15 protein-coding genes are annotated in these 14,446 nt (G+C 59.4%); 9 read left to right on the forward strand and 6 right to left on the reverse strand.

Features of this window, described 5'->3' with window-relative positions:
- The first annotated feature begins 95 nt into the window (after positions 1 to 95).
- Positions 96 to 278 (forward strand): hypothetical protein, encoded by a 183-nt coding sequence (locus AC559A_RS08165; RefSeq protein WP_498817360.1) that lies wholly within the window; start codon positions 96 to 98, stop codon positions 276 to 278.
- A gap of 45 nt (positions 279 to 323) precedes the next feature.
- Here AC559A_RS08165 and AC559A_RS08170 read toward each other — a convergent pair whose 3' ends face one another.
- From AC559A_RS08170 to AC559A_RS08190, 5 genes are all read right to left on the reverse strand, one after another.
- A complete protein-coding gene (locus tag AC559A_RS08170) occupies positions 324 to 1,148 on the reverse strand; it encodes a molybdate ABC transporter substrate-binding protein (RefSeq protein ID WP_498817362.1) in 825 nt (274 codons plus the stop codon).
- 67 nt (positions 1,149 to 1,215) lie between these two features.
- Entirely contained in the window at positions 1,216 to 2,229 is a 1,014-nt protein-coding gene (locus AC559A_RS08175; protein ID WP_498817364.1) for an ABC transporter ATP-binding protein, read from the reverse strand.
- On the reverse strand, positions 2,226 to 2,888 hold the full coding sequence (locus tag AC559A_RS08180) for an ABC transporter permease (RefSeq protein WP_498817366.1): 663 nt from the start codon (positions 2,886 to 2,888) through the stop codon (positions 2,226 to 2,228). The genes AC559A_RS08175 and AC559A_RS08180 overlap by 4 nt, the downstream gene beginning before the upstream one ends.
- Positions 2,889 to 3,082: 194 nt before the next feature.
- Positions 3,083 to 3,925, reverse strand: a complete 843-nt coding sequence (locus AC559A_RS08185; protein WP_498817368.1) for an ABC transporter substrate-binding protein — start codon at positions 3,923 to 3,925, stop codon at positions 3,083 to 3,085.
- A gap of 47 nt (positions 3,926 to 3,972) precedes the next feature.
- Positions 3,973 to 4,896, reverse strand: coding sequence for a substrate-binding domain-containing protein (locus AC559A_RS08190; RefSeq protein ID WP_498817370.1), 924 nt, complete (start codon positions 4,894 to 4,896; stop codon positions 3,973 to 3,975).
- A gap of 301 nt (positions 4,897 to 5,197) precedes the next feature.
- Here AC559A_RS08190 and AC559A_RS08195 point away from each other — a divergent pair, with 301 nt between their 5' ends.
- From AC559A_RS08195 to AC559A_RS08205, 3 genes are read left to right on the forward strand one after another with little or no spacing between them, the layout of a single operon-like run.
- Positions 5,198 to 7,135 carry a molybdopterin biosynthesis protein gene (locus tag AC559A_RS08195; protein ID WP_498817371.1) on the forward strand — a complete coding sequence of 646 codons (1,938 nt, stop codon included), beginning with the start codon at positions 5,198 to 5,200 and terminating at the stop codon, positions 7,133 to 7,135.
- Positions 7,136 to 7,191: 56 nt separating this feature from the next.
- Entirely contained in the window at positions 7,192 to 7,473 is a 282-nt protein-coding gene (locus AC559A_RS08200) for a type II toxin-antitoxin system RelE/ParE family toxin (protein ID WP_498817373.1), read from the forward strand.
- 18 nt (positions 7,474 to 7,491) lie between these two features.
- On the forward strand, positions 7,492 to 7,788 hold the full coding sequence (locus tag AC559A_RS08205; RefSeq protein ID WP_498817374.1) for a HigA family addiction module antitoxin: 297 nt from the start codon (positions 7,492 to 7,494) through the stop codon (positions 7,786 to 7,788).
- Positions 7,789 to 7,804: 16 nt separating this feature from the next.
- On the opposite strand, the gene asnS is transcribed toward AC559A_RS08205, so the two are convergent.
- Positions 7,805 to 9,184: an asparagine--tRNA ligase gene (gene asnS, locus AC559A_RS08210; protein WP_498817376.1), complete on the reverse strand. Its 1,380-nt coding sequence runs from the start codon at positions 9,182 to 9,184 to the stop codon at positions 7,805 to 7,807.
- A gap of 366 nt (positions 9,185 to 9,550) precedes the next feature.
- On the opposite strand from asnS, the gene AC559A_RS08215 reads away from it, so the two are divergent.
- The 5 genes from AC559A_RS08215 (at position 9,551) to AC559A_RS08235 (ending at position 14,320) form a co-directional block, all read left to right on the forward strand.
- Positions 9,551 to 10,663 carry an AAA family ATPase gene (locus AC559A_RS08215; RefSeq protein ID WP_498817377.1) on the forward strand — a complete coding sequence of 371 codons (1,113 nt, stop codon included), beginning with the start codon at positions 9,551 to 9,553 and terminating at the stop codon, positions 10,661 to 10,663.
- Positions 10,660 to 11,223 (forward strand): hypothetical protein, encoded by a 564-nt coding sequence (locus AC559A_RS08220; RefSeq protein WP_498817379.1) that lies wholly within the window; start codon positions 10,660 to 10,662, stop codon positions 11,221 to 11,223. The genes AC559A_RS08215 and AC559A_RS08220 overlap by 4 nt, the downstream gene beginning before the upstream one ends.
- Positions 11,224 to 11,526: 303 nt before the next feature.
- Positions 11,527 to 12,840, forward strand: a complete 1,314-nt coding sequence (gene dsrA / locus AC559A_RS08225; protein WP_028572115.1) for a dissimilatory-type sulfite reductase subunit alpha — start codon at positions 11,527 to 11,529, stop codon at positions 12,838 to 12,840.
- Positions 12,841 to 12,861: 21 nt separating this feature from the next.
- The gene (gene dsrB / locus AC559A_RS08230; RefSeq protein WP_028572114.1) at positions 12,862 to 14,013 is read left to right on the forward strand and encodes a dissimilatory-type sulfite reductase subunit beta; all 1,152 of its coding nucleotides are present in this window, start codon (positions 12,862 to 12,864) and stop codon (positions 14,011 to 14,013) included.
- 67 nt (positions 14,014 to 14,080) lie between these two features.
- Complete coding sequence (locus AC559A_RS08235) at positions 14,081 to 14,320, forward strand: dissimilatory sulfite reductase D family protein (protein WP_028572113.1); 240 nt, start codon at positions 14,081 to 14,083, stop codon at positions 14,318 to 14,320.
- The last annotated feature ends 126 nt before the right edge of the window (positions 14,321 to 14,446 follow it).

Below are 14,446 nucleotides of genomic sequence, written 5' to 3' on the forward strand. Positions count from 1 at the left end.
GTTTTCGGAGCATCGAAGTGCAAAAAATTGCCTTATATCATACACTTGGAGATCTGCCCGAACCAGTGTTCACCCACAAATTTTGCTGACGAGCCTTGTTTTTTTCGGACCTGGATCTGGTGGAGCGCCATGTCCTGGACAAGGGCCGCTACCTGACCCCGGAGCGTTTCAACTGGGACGCCACCCTCGCGCTGCACGCCTTTCCAATCCAGCTTCACTTGTGGGAAATTTTTGAACGCGAATTTCCTCCGGCCAAGCCTTCTCCCGTTCAGAACTGAACGATTGAAACCAGCCTGCAAGGGAAATACCATTACAACTTCTTGCTAACCTTGAGGATGTTTGGCCGGCAGACCACCAACCACGAAGCCGTAGTCTCCAAGTATTTTCTGACCTTCGGGAGACAAGATGAACAGGGCCAGCCGCCAGGCTTCCTGCGAAGCGCCATCCAGGACGAGCAGGCCGTAGTCCGCCCCGACGGAGAGTTCCGGTCCGATGGAGACGATCTGCAAGTGCGGCAGCTCCTTCTTGGCCAACACGGCGTTGGTGCAGTAGGTCAGGAAAACGTCCGCCTTTTGTTCATCCATGACCCAGGCATAGAGATTGCGGCCTTCCGGGGCCTTGGGGCTGTCCGGACCGCCGGTGAGTTGCAGGGCCTTGGCCGAGAGGGTTGCCGTACTGCCGGACTTGAGCTGGTCGGCCTTGCCGAAGAGTTCGAAGGCGTAGTCCCCGGAAGGATCGGCCTTGGGCGTGGACGTGCCCACCCGCACGACGGGATCGAGCATTACGTCCAAAAGGGTGGCCGTGGTGACGGACAGTCCCGGTTGGGCCAGGGCGCACAGGTTGTTCCGGGTGAACAGGGCCACCGGCCCCTTTTGGCCCTGGCCGACGAGGTTTTGCGGGTGCGCCATGTTCGCGGAAGCAAAGACGTGGGCCACCTCGCCCTGTTCGATGCGCTGTCGCAACAGCCCGGAAGGACCGAATTCCGTCGCGACCGAATTTCCTGTCCTGGCTTCAAACGCCTTGGCCACGTCGGTCAGGGCCGCCCGCAGACTGCCGGCGGCGTACAGGCTGACCTGTTCAGCCTTGACCTGCATGGGGAGGACCAGAAAGGCCGCCATGAGAAGGAACGCAAACTGCTTGTTTTTCATTGTGATAACCTCGTTGTGTAGTGGATTGTCGACGTACGGGATGGAAAGCCTGTCATCACTCTGATCATCAGGCCAGCTCTATCGCTTCCGGATCAATTCGCACGCGCACTTTATCCCCGACCATGACGCCGAGATGTCTGGCTTCACCCTTGCTCAGCAAGGTCCGGAGGGGTACGCCGATATCCAGAAGCACCTTGATGTTTGGACCTTCCGCGGTCATCTGCAATACTTCACCGACATGCCCTTGTTCGGACGACTCTTCTTGTGCAGCATCCAAGGGGATAAGCCTGATCAGTTGGGGTTTGATGAAGACCCGCCCCGGGCCGGAGCGCGACGTTTGCACGGGGAGGGCGACGTTGTCTCCGACAACGCAGAGCGCTCCCCGGTCTCCGTGAACAAGGTCGCAGGAAAGCAGATTTTCTCCGCCCGGTCCCGTGAGTCGTCCCTCGAACAAAAATATCTTCTCATCAGCCAGCCTCGAGGCCTCCAAACGCTTGTGCGTTGAAAAGATGATGGAAACACCCTGGTCCTTGCGCAACTCCCGAATCACCCCGTCGATGACGGCCTGATTTTCCACGTCCACGCTGGCCGTGGGCTCGTCGAAGAGCATCACCTCGGGGCGGCAGGCCATGGCCCGGGCAATGGCCACGCGCTGGGTTTCGCCGCCGGACAGCAGGTGGGCCGGACGCTGGGCAAAGGCGGACATGCCGACGCGCTCCAAACATTGTTCGGCGGTCTTGCGCCGCTCCCGTACGGACACGCCGCGCATCCTGGGGCCGTATTCCACGTTCTTGAGCACCGTGGTGGAGAACATGATCGGATGCTGATCCACCAGCACCACCTTGCGCCGCAAGGCGGTCAGGGCGCTGTCCCGCCATTCCACGCGGCGGCCTTGAAAATAAACCTCCCCGTGCACCGGCGGCCGCAAAAAGGCCAGAACGTGCAGCAAGGTGGTCTTGCCCGAACCGTTGGGCCCGAGAAGGGCGTAACTGCCCCCCGGGGCAAGCTCCAGGGCGTCGATGTCCAGTACTGTCCGGCCTTCAAAAACCTGCCGCAGATTGCGCAACGCGTACAAACTCACCTGCTGCTCCCGTACTTGCCCTGAACCAGTTGCAGGGCCACGTTCATGATCAGACTCACGGCCAGCAGCACAATCCCCAGGGCCACGGCCAGGACGAATTCGCCTTTGTTATGCTCCAGGGCCATGGCCGTGGTCATGGTCCGGGTGAAGCCCTTGATGTTCCCGCCCAGCATCATGGCGATGCCGATTTCCGCGATGACCCGGCCGAATGCGGCGATGATCGCGGCCAGGATGCCGAACCGGGCCTCACGGGCCACGGCCAGGGCCGCTTGCAGGGTGTTGGCGCCCAGGGTCAGGGCTGTGCGGCGATAGCGCTCATCGATCCGGCTGACCGCGGCCATGGTGAAGGTGGCCACCCAGGGCAGGATCAGAATCACCTGGCCGACGATGATGGCCTTGGGCGTGTAGAGCAGACCCAGGTGGCCGAGCATCCCCCGCCGGGACAGGAAGGCATAGACGAGCAGCCCGATAACAACCGTGGGCAGGGCCAGCATGGTGTTCAGGATCGTGATCACGGCCCGCTTGCCCCGAAACTCCTTGACCGCGATCAGAAAGCCGAAGGGCACGCCCAGAATCGAGGCGATGATCGTGGAAAAAAAGCTGACGTACAGGGAAACGTAGACGATGAAGTACATCTCCGGGTCCAGGGACCAGATCATCCGGAGGGCTTCGATGATGCTTTGGGCGAGGAAATCCATAAGGAGGGAGGGGGATAGAAGTCAGAGTTCAGAAGTCAGAATTCAGGAGTCAGATGCCAGAGGAAATCACAGGAGCGGGAAACACTCCCGCCCCTGCGTGCAGGCATAACCCGTCAAGGGTGGGTTATCATGTTGGGTCGTGTTTTTCCGTCACCCTATTTGGCATCCGGAAAGAACAGCGGTTGACCGTGGAGCTGATAGCTGCCGATGACCTGCTGGCCGCGCTCGGAGACCAACCATTGGGCGAAGGTATCGGCCAGGTCGAACTTCACATGGGGATGTTTTTCCGAATTGACCGGAATAACGCCGTAGGGATTCTTGAGCATGTCGTCGCCATCGTAGACCACCACCAGTTCAAAGGGCTCGGAGCGGCCGAGCTTGTAGTTAAGATAGGTACCCCGGTCAGACAAGACGTACCCGTCTTTTTCCTCGGCAAAAACCAGGGCCGCGCCCATGCCTTGACCGATGGAAAAATACCAGTTGCCGCCATCCAGGGGGGACTTTGCATCCGTCAGGGCCAGCCCGGTGGCTTCCCAAAGCTGCTTTTCCCGACCATGCGTGCCGCTGTCGTCACCCCGGGACACGAAAGGAGCCTTGGCCGCGGCAATACGCTTGAAGGCTTGGGCGACGCTGGGAGCACCCTTGATGCCGACCGGATCGCTCTCCGGGCCGACGATGACGAAGTCGTTGTACATCACATAATACCGCTTCGTGCCGTAGCCGTCGGCGACAAACTTGTCTTCCCGGGCTTTGTCATGGACGAAAACAGCATCCGCGTTACCGTCCATGCCGTCCTTCAGGGCCGCGCCGGTGCCCTTGGACATCACCCGCACGGTGATGCCGGTGTCCTTGAGAAACTCCGGCAACAAATAATCCAATAACCCCGAAGCCTCGGTGCTGGTGGTGGTGCTCATGGTGATCACCTTGTCCTGGGCCAGGGCCGGGAGAGCCGCCAATACAAGAGCAGCGCTCATTACAATGAAAACGATTTTCCGCATGCAAATCTCCTTTTCATATTGCGGTTAAGGACAACAATTTCTTCACACTATTGCCCGTTCTCCGAATCCCTGGGATAGATCGTCCGCCCGGCCTGGGAGATGTCGTATCCGGTCAGAGACTCGGCCTGGCGCTGAAACGTCGCGTCGTGAAGCAGCCCAAGAAACTGCTGGACTCCCTTGTCAAAAAAACGTTCCCGGGAGATCAGCAGGTCGAACCGCTCCCGGCCCAGCGGCAAAAAATCCAGCTCAAGAATCCCTGCCACGGCCCGGATGCCCGGGCCGACATCCGCTCGCCCGGCCAGAACCTCCAGCCCGATGTCCAGATGCCGATGGACCTCGTTGCCGTATCCGACCATGGTCTCCGCGGCCACGCCTGCTTTTTCCAAATGCTGGTCAAAGAGCAGGCGCGTGCCCGTGGTCAGAGGCCGGTTGACCACCCGGACTTCCTTGCGGCCCAAGTCAGCCACGGAACGGATGTTCAGGGGGTTGCCCTTGGGCAGAATCAGGCCCTGCTCCCGGAAGCAAAAATTGATCACCGCCGGAGGCGCGGACAATTCCTCTTCGGCGAACTGGAAATTGAAGTCCCCGTCCTCGGCCTGGATCAAATGGCTGGAGGCCATGTGACACAAGTTGTTGCGCAACGCCTTCAACCCGCCGAAGCTGCCCACGTTGCCGTAGACCGCGAGGTGTTTGGGAAAGGTCTTGTTGAACAGATTCAAGGTCCGTTCCAGCAACGGATCATCGCTGCCGGCCACGATCAGCAGGCCGTGATACGGGGGCAGGGGAGAGGCCGGGGAGGGAAAATTCTGAGTGGTGTTCTCGATCCATTGCTCCACGAGATGCTTGGGAAAGAGCCACTTCCCGGTCACCTTGGTAGCCGGCAGCCCCTTCTCGGCAATCAGGCCGTAGACCATCTTCTCGTTCACATCGAGCAACTGAGCCACTTCCTTGGTGGACAACAAATTCTTCACAGAATCCTCCGGTGAGACAGTGATGCGCAAGGTGCGCTCTGGATACATTTTGCGTCATTCATCGTCAATATATTTTTGAATAGACAAACATAGTGACTAAAAATTACCATAATAAACCTAAACAAACATGATGCCCCTTTTCCTTGAGAAAACCTTATCCTTGCGGTACCCAAGGCTGAGAAGTAATGCCGGATGAAAAAACTGGGTGCCTGCTTTTGCGGATATGACACACTTTGAGACGACTACTTACATGCCTTTCACACCCCACTACCCTGAGCACCACTGACCTGCGAGGATGCATATGACCTTTCAACGATCCATCTACCTGACCACCATCCCCATTCCCGAAGCCGTGGCCGCGGCCAAGGAAGCCTTGGACCGCGAGCGCTTGATCCGGCGGGAAGTCATCCCGTCCCATGAGGCCTTGGGTCGGGTCACGGCGGGGCCGATTTTTTCGCGGTATTCCAGCCCGACGTTTCATAGCGCGGCCATGGACGGGGTGGCTGTGAACGCGGAAGCCACCTTTACGGCCCGGGAGGGACGGCCCCTGGAATTGAAACTGGGGAAGGGCTACCGGCCCGTGAACACCGGCCACGCCATGCCCGAGGGGACCAACGCGGTGATCATGATCGAACAGGTGGTCCAGGTGGATGAGCAAACCATCGCCATCGAGGCGCCGACCTTTCCCTGGCAGCACGTCCGGCGCATCGGGGAGGATATCGTGGCCACGGAGCTACTCTTGCCGCAGAACCACCGGATCACGTCCTTTGACGTGGGCGCGCTGCTCAGCGCCGGAATTTGGGAGGTGGAGGTCTGGGAGCGGGTGCGCATCGCCTTCATCCCCACCGGGGACGAGGTGCTGGACTTCACCACCAGGCCGGAGCCCAGGCCCGGCCAGGTGGTGGAGAGCAATTCCCAGGTCTTCAAGGCCCTGGGTGAATCCTGGGGCTGCGTGGTCAGCAGGACGCCGCCGGTGCGGGACGAGCTGGACGCTCTGACCAAGGCCGTGGGCAAGGCACTGGAAGACGCGCACATCGTGGTCATCGGCGCGGGTTCCTCCGCCGGGACCAAGGATTTCACCCGCACGGTCATGGAAACCCATGGCCGAATCCTGGTGCACGGCATCGCTGCCATGCCCGGCAAGCCGTCGCTCCTGGGCGAGGCTGGCGGGAAACTGCTGGTGGGCGCTCCGGGGTACCCGGTCAGCGCGGTGATCTGTTTCGAGGAACTGGTCCGGCCCCTGGCCGCCTGGATGGGCCGCCACGACCCGGGCACTCGGCTCAAGGTCCAGGTGGAATTGACCCGCAAGACGCCGTCCAAGCTGGGGGTGCAGGAATTCATGCGCCTGGCCATCGGCCGAGTGGGCGCAAAATGGGTGGCCACGCCCCTGGCCCGGGGCGCGGGGATGATCACCACCCTGACCAAGGCCCAGGGCATCGCCCGGATCCCCATGCACAGCGAGGGCGTGGAGGCCGGGGCTCTGCTGGAAGCCGAACTGCTGGTCCCTGAAGCCGAGATTGAACGGACCATCGTCTGTGTGGGCAGCCACGACAACACGCTGGACCTGCTGACCAACGAACTCATGGGCCTGACCGAGCCGTTCCGCCTGACCTCCACCCACGTGGGCAGCATGGGCGGCCTGACCGCCCTGCGCAACGGCGCGGCCCATCTGGCCGGGTGCCACCTCTTTGATCCCGAAACAGCGGACTACAACTTCCCGTTCCTGGCCAAATATCTCCCCGGCCTGGACCTGCTGGTGATCAACCTGGCCATCCGCCACCAGGGGCTGATCACGGCCAAAGGCAATCCCAAGGGCATCCGGGGCGTCGAGGATCTGGCCCGGCCCGACCTGACCTTCATCAACCGTCAACGCGGCGCGGGAACGCGCATCCTCCTGGACCACCACCTCAAACAGGCCGACATCGCCCCGGACTCGGTCAAAGGCTATGACAAGGAGGAGTACACGCACATGGCCGTGGCCGTGAACGTGCTCAGCGGCGCGGCGGACTGCGGCTTGGGCATCTTCGCCGCGGCCAAGGCCCTGAACCTGGACTTCGTGCCCCTGGCCCGGGAACGCTACGACCTGCTCATCCCCAGACAATTCGCGGACGATCCGAAAATCGCCACGATCCTGGAACTGATCCGCTCAGAGGCGTTACAGGCGAAAATCCGCGATCTAGGGGGATATGATACGGATTTGACGGGCAAGGAGATGACGCCGGAGATGGGATTGGGGTGAGTTTTTTCGTCAAGGCTGACAATATTTGCCAAGCATAAACAAGATGTTTACACTTTATGATTATCAGTTTTCGCTGTTCTGAAACCGAGAAAATATTTCGACGGGATCGATCTCGCAAACTGCCGCATATCATCCAACAGCGAGCCTTTGCCAAGCTGAACCAGATTGATGCCGCCATGCGTATCGAAGATATGCGCTTGCCCCCTTCGAACCGTCTTGAGTCTCTCGAGGGCGATCGGGTCGGCCAGTGGAGCATTCGCATCAACGATCAATGGCGAATATGCTTCAGGTGGACAGGGACGGATGCTGAAGATGTGGAAATCATGGATTATCATTAGATATTGGAGCGAAACGACATGAAAAAACTCGACCCCGTACACCCTGGAGAGTATCTCCGTGAAACACTGCAAGAATTGGACATCAGCGCCCGACAGTTTGCGTTCCATATCGGGACGACGCCTATGCGGCTTTCCTTGGTGCTTCGCGGGCTTCGCCCCGTTAGCGCAAATTTGGCTCTGCGACTTGAAAAAGCATTGGGGCAGAGCGCGGGCTATTGGATGAACTTGCAGACACGTTACGACCTGGACGTAGCGTTCGACCGGACGAGCAAGGAGTTGACCGCCATCCGTCCTTTAGAACGCATTCACGCTTAATCGGTCTTTATCTCAATTAAAATTCCAGATGCCCCGGCGTACGAGGGAAGGGGATCACGTCCCGGATGTTGGTGGCGCCGGTGATCATCATCAGAAAGCGCTCGAATCCCATACCGAAACCGGCGTGGGGCGCGGAGCCGAAGCGGCGGATGTCCAGATACCACCAGTAGGCGTCCTTGTTCAGGCCCTGCTCGTCCATCCGGTCCGAGAGGATGTTCAGCCGCTCCTCGCGCTGGCTCCCGCCCACCAGTTCCCCTACCCGGGGGACGAGCAGGTCCATGGCCGCCACGGTGTCGCCGTCGTCGTTCAGACGCATGTAGAACGGCTTGATGGTCCGCGGGTAGTCGTAAACGATCACCGGCTGCCTGAAGTGCTCCTCGGCCAGGAAACGCTCGTGCTCGGTCTGCAAGTCCGACCCGAACAGCACCTGGAATTCAAAATCGCGCTTGCTGTCCTCCAGGATTTCAATGGCCTGGGCGTAGGATATCCGGGCAAAGGGCTTGGCCAGCAATATTTCCAGGTCGCCGAGCAGGGTCTTGTCCACGAACTTGCCGAACAGTTCCAGGTCGTCCGCGCGATGCTCCACGACGTGCCTGACCATGGCCTTGGTCAGGTCTTCGGCCAGTTGCATGTCTTCGGCTAGGTCCCCGAAGGCGAACTCCGGCTCGATCATCCAGAATTCCGCGGCATGGCGCGGAGTGTTGGAATTTTCGGCCCGAAAGGTCGGTCCGAAGGTGTAGACCTTGCCCAGGGCGCAGGCGTACAGTTCTGCCTCCAATTGACCGGAAACGGTCAGATTGGCCTGTCGTCCGAAAAAATCCTCGGCGTGGGCATCGGCTCCGGGCTTGGGCCGGTACTCCGGGGGAAGACTGGTCACCCGGAACATCTCCCCGGCTCCTTCGCAGTCCGAGCCGGTCAAAATCGGCGCATGCAGATGCCAGAAGCCCCGCCCGCGAAAAAAATCATGCACGGCAAAGGCCGCCTCGGACCGGATCCGGGCCAAGGCTCCGTACTTGTTGGTTCTGGGTCGCAGATGGGCGATGGTCCGCAGGAACTCGTCCGAATGGCGCTTTTTCTGGAGCGGATACGTTTCCTGATCCGCCATGCCGATGAGCACGACCCGCTCGGCCCGCACCTCCCAGTTCTGTCCGGAAGCCGGTGATGCAACATGCTCGCCATGAATCTCCACCGAAGCCCCGGTGTTCACGTCCTTGAACCGCTTGTCCGCCACGGCGTGGTCCACGACGACCTGCACGTTTTTCAGACAGGAGCCGTCGTTGATCTCCAAAAACGTGACTTCCTTGGTATCCCGCCTGGTGCGCGCCCAGCCTCGAACCAGAATGGAGCCCAGCGGCCCGGGGGCGCTCACGGCCTGAAAAACGGATGTTCTGTTCATGCGGCGTTCTCCATCGACATGAATTTGGTGTGAGACGTCAACTCCAAGGACAAATCTGTTCTCATCAAAAATCCAAATCGCAATCGCAATCGAAATCGAAATCGGAAAACACTGAGCACTACTCCGTGATCACGCCATCTTCTTGGATATGACGTTCGATTTCGATCACGATTTCGATTTCGATACCGATATCAGAAAGTGGGTGGATCGAGAACAAATCTGCCCTGCATCAACTCCGAAACAACATTGACCATCTTCCCTTTCCATGCAAGTGTTTCCAGCGGAAAGACACAAAAACGAAATCCCTGATCAGCTCCAAACGGACTGACCCGCCCCCCCTTTCACCCAAAGCCGGAGCGCCCCGCCATGCTGACATCGCTCGCCGTCTCCCGGTTTTCCCTGTTCGCCGAGGCCAAGCTGCGCTTCACTCCCGGTTTGAACGTCATTATCGGAGAAAACAGCACGGGCAAGAGCCATCTGCTGAAACTGGCCTATGTTGTCAGCGCCCTGCAAAGCGAGAGTTCCGAGGAAACGGCTCCGGAAATCCATTTCCACCTAGACGAACGGATCGCGGAAAAATTGGTGGCCGTGTTTCGACCGGATTTTCTGGGCGGACTGGCCAAGAGAAATTCCGGACGGGCTTCCGGGCGGTCGCGCTGCGTGGTGCACGCCGACTTCCAAGGGCATGCCCTGCGCTTCAGCTTCGCGCCAAACAGCCGCAAAAAGGTGGTCATCGAAGCGCACACTCCCCCTAAAATCGCCACCTCCCCGGTGATGCTTCCCCCCAAGGAAGCCCTGTCCCTCTTCCCGAGCCTGGTCGGCTCCTATGAACGCCGCGAGCTGCCCATGGACGAGACCTATTACGACCTGTGCCGAAAATTCCAGGCCGGACCGTTGAAACCGTCTCAATTGCACCCGGTGGCCTCCCTGATTCAAGAACTGGAGACCATTCTGCGAGGCAAGGTCCTCTTGGAGCACGGGCGTTTTCACGTCATCACCAGCGACAAAGGCAAGCTGGAAATCGGCTTGCTGGCCGAAGGGTTGCGCAAGATCGCCCAACTGGCGTACTTGTTGCTGAACGGGACCCTGTGTCGAGGATGCACGCTATTTTGGGATGAACCGGACAGCAATCTGAACCCCAGGTTGATCCGCAAAGTTGCCCAGGCGCTGCTGGTCACGGCCCAGGCCGGAATTCAGGTGGTCATCGCCACCCACAGTCTTTTTCTGCTCAGAGAGTTGGCCCTGCTGAACCGGTCCCATGCCGTGGAGACCCTGTACACCGGACTGGAATACAACAGTTCCGGAGTCGCCGCCCACCAGGACGAAGACATCGAGGGACTGCCCAACATCGCGGCCCTGGAAGAGGAACTGGATCAGAGCGATCGCTACCTTGAGCAGTATTTGGAAACGGACCAGGCGAAAAACCCGGAAAATGACCAGGAACCTCCGAGCGCGCATCCAAAGAAGGCGCTCCGATGACCGAATACGTCGAGGGGGAACTGCTCTTCCGCTTTGCCCGTGACCTCACGGTCTGCAAGTACGACGACACCAAGTTCTACCGAAGCACCATGCTCCGGGTGGAAGGGACCAAGGCCGTGGACTTCCTGGCTGTTCGCCCGGGCACCGGCTCGCCCGGCGACCTGTTGCTCATTGAGGTCAAGGACCTCAGCGGGCATGAGTCCCGCAACCGCCAGCGCCTGCTCTCCGGCCGGCTGGTTTCGGAAGTGGTTCAGAAAGTCCGGGACAGCCTCTCCGGCCTCATCGCGGCCCGGCGCTGGGACGTCCCGGAAATGCGACCCTTTGCACGCGCCCTCTTTCACAAGGACCCCTCGCCGCGCATCCAGGTGATCCTCTTTTTGGAGGAACGCAAGAGCGCGTCGCAGCTTTTCCCCTATAAACGCAGACTCGCGGACCAAATTCAACTTCTGAACAACAAGCTGCGGCCGTTTCGGGCCGAGGGAAAAATATTCAACAGCAAGACCCTGCCCAGCAGTTACGGAATGAAGGCCATACGCCGCGCGCAAGACATAATAGCCTAAAATTCAAAAGAAATTGCCAAAAAAACTCTACTTTTTTCCGCCGACCTCATCCCCCTTTGGGTGCCCAAACTCGCGCAATGAGCCTTTGCCTTGACAATAAGAGCTTTGCGGTTGTAATAATTTTCACGAAGCATATTTCCAAGAGCTTCAATCCGTTCATTGGATTCATTTTGCGGATTCATTTTGCGCATAAGGGGGCTGACGTGGTCGCATTCTCCCGGAGAATGTTCGGTTGAATGCGGAGCCGTTTCCCCTTCTGTTTTGTTTGATGAACCCCCCTAAACCCTTCGAGGAGGCAGAACAATGGCGAAACACAAGACCCCGTTGTTGGACGAGCTGGAAAAAGGACCATGGCCCAGCTTTGTTTCCGACATCAAGCGGGAAGCGGAGTCCAGGGCGAAGAACGAAAAAGGTGTTGAGTACCAGATCCCGGTGGACGTCTGTGACGACCTGTTGGGCGTGCTGGAACTCTCCTACAACGACGGCGAGACCCACTGGAAGCACGGCGGCATCGTCGGCGTTTTCGGTTACGGCGGCGGCGTCATCGGCCGCTACTGCGACGCCCCCGAACAGTTCCCCGGCGTCGCGCACTTTCACACCGTCCGCGTCAACCAGCCTTCGGGTCTGTACTACACCACGGACTTCCTGAATAAGCTCTGCGACCTTTGGGAATTCCGCGGCAGCGGTCTGACCAACATGCACGGCTCCACCGGCGACATCGTCTGGCTGGGCACCACCACCCCGCAGTTGGAAGAAATCTTCTACGAACTGACCCACAAGCTGGACACCGACCTGGGCGGCTCCGGCTCCAACCTGCGCACCCCGGCCTGCTGTCTGGGCAAATCCCGTTGCGAGTACGCCTGCATCGACGCGCAGGATCTCTGCCACGACCTGACCAACGAGTACCAGGACTTCCTGCACCGTCCGGCCTTCCCCTACAAATTCAAGTTCAAGATGGACGGCTGTCCCAACGGCTGCGTGGCCTCCATCGCCCGCTCCGACCTGTCCTTCATCGGCCTGTGGAAGGACAACATCCGCATTGATCAGAAAGCGGTCAAGGCCTACATCGGCGGCGAGATTCCCCCGAACGGCGGCGCCCACTCCGGCCGCGACTGGGGCAAGTTCGACATCCAGAAGGAGATCATCGACCTCTGCCCGACCAAGTGTATGTGGATGGAAGGCGACACCCTGAAAATCAACGACAAAGAGTGCAACCACTGCATGCACTGCATCAACGCCATGCCGCGCGCCCTGCGCATCGGCGAGGACACCGGCTGCGCCATGCTCCTGGGCGCCAAGGCCCCGATCCTGGACGGTGCCCAGATGGGCACCCTGGTCGTTCCCTTCATCAAGTGCGAAGCCCCCTACACCGAGATCAAGGACCTGATCGAGAAGCTGTTCGAGTTCTGGATGGAAGAAGGCAAGAACCGTGAGCGCATCGGTGAAACCATGAAGCGCGTCGGCCTGTACAAGATCCTGCAGGTTCTGGAAGTCGAGGTCGATGCTCGCGTGGTTCAGGAGCCGCGGACCAACCCGTACATCTTCTGGAAGGAAGAAGAAGTGCCCGGCGGTTGGGACCGGCAGATCGCAGACTACAGAAGCCGACACAAAATGTAACGAGCCCAGGAGGTAACAAAAATGGCATTCATTTCCTCAGGATATGATCCGAAACAGCCGATGAAGGACCGGATCACGGATATCGGCCCCAAGCACTACCAAGAGTTCCTGCCGCCGGTTCTGAAAAAGAACTACGGCAAATGGCTGTACCATGAGATTCTGGAGCCCGGCATTCTGATGCACAAAGCCGAGAGCGGCGACGAAGTGTACACCATTCGCGTCGGCTCCCCGCGCCTGATGGGCGTACAAACCATCAGGGAAATGTGTGAAATCGCCGACAAGCATTGCGGTGGACACCTGCGCTGGACAACGCGAAACAATGTCGAGTTCATGGTGGACAGCAAGGACAAGGTCGCCCCGCTGAAGGAAGACCTGCTCAGCCGCAAGCATGACGGCGGCAGCTTCAAGTTCCCCATCGGCGGCACCGGCGCGGGCATGACCAACATCATCCACACCCAGGGTTGGGTGCATTGCCACACCGCGGCCACGGACGCTTCCGGAACGGTCAAGGCCGTGATGGACGACCTGTTCGAGGAGTTCACCCATATGCGCCTGCCCGCGCAGCTGCGCGTCTCCATGGCCTGTTGCGTGAACATGTGCGGCGCGGTGCACTGCTCGGACATCGGCTTCGTCGGCTACCACCGCAAGCCTCCGATCATCGACCACAACGTCCTGGACCAGATCTGCGAAGTGCCTTTGGCCGTGGCCGCCTGCCCCACCGCCGCCATCCGCCCGACCAAGGTCGACATGCCTGACGGCACCAAGGTCAACTCCGTGGCCATCAAAAACGAACGCTGCATGTTCTGCGGCAACTGCTACACCATGTGTCCGGCCCTGCCCTTGTCCGACGGCAAAGGCGGCGACGGCCTGATCATCATGGTCGGCGGCAAGGTGTCCAACCGGATCAGCAACCCGAAGTTCTCCAAGGTCGTCGTGGACTTCGTGCCCAACGAGCCGCCCCGCTGGCCCACGCTGGTCAAGAAAGTCCGCCAGATCGTGGATGCCTACTCCAAGGGCGCCCACAAGTACGAGCGTCTGGGCGAATGGGCCGAGCGAATCGGCTGGGAGCGCTTCTTCGAAGTTTGCGACCTGGAGTTCACCTGGCACTTGATCGACGACTTCCGCGATCCCGCCTACGAGACCTGGCGTCAGACCACGAACTTCAAGTTCTAAACCAACCCGCAATCACCGCCTGGGGGCATCCCGCCCCCAGGCCGGTTTATAAACCGAGGAGAATCTCATGGATGACGCAGCGGCAAAACAAGCCATAATCGACGGCATGAAGGCCAAAAGCAAAAGCAAGTCCAAATTCTATTTCAAGGACTTGACCGCCATGGTTCCGGAAATCAAAACCCTGCACGCCAAAAAAATTCTGGGCCAGATGGTCAACGAAGAAATTCTGGAATACTGGTCCAGCGGCAGCACCACCTTTTACGGCCTCAAGGGTGCCGGCAAGCAGCAGGCCGGCGAAGGCGAATAAGATCGACATTTCCGCGGGGGTTCCCAAAATATTTCGTCATGCCCGCTACTTCGTGATGAAAGGTTTCGGTGGCCAACTCACTGAGCTGATCGCGACAGTCGGCGACAAAGCATGCGTTCTCGCATC

The sequence above is a fragment of the Desulfonatronum zhilinae genome, assembly GCF_900182865.1.
In the GTDB taxonomy this organism is placed as follows: Bacteria; Desulfobacterota; Desulfovibrionia; order Desulfovibrionales; family Desulfonatronaceae; genus Desulfonatronum; species Desulfonatronum lacustre.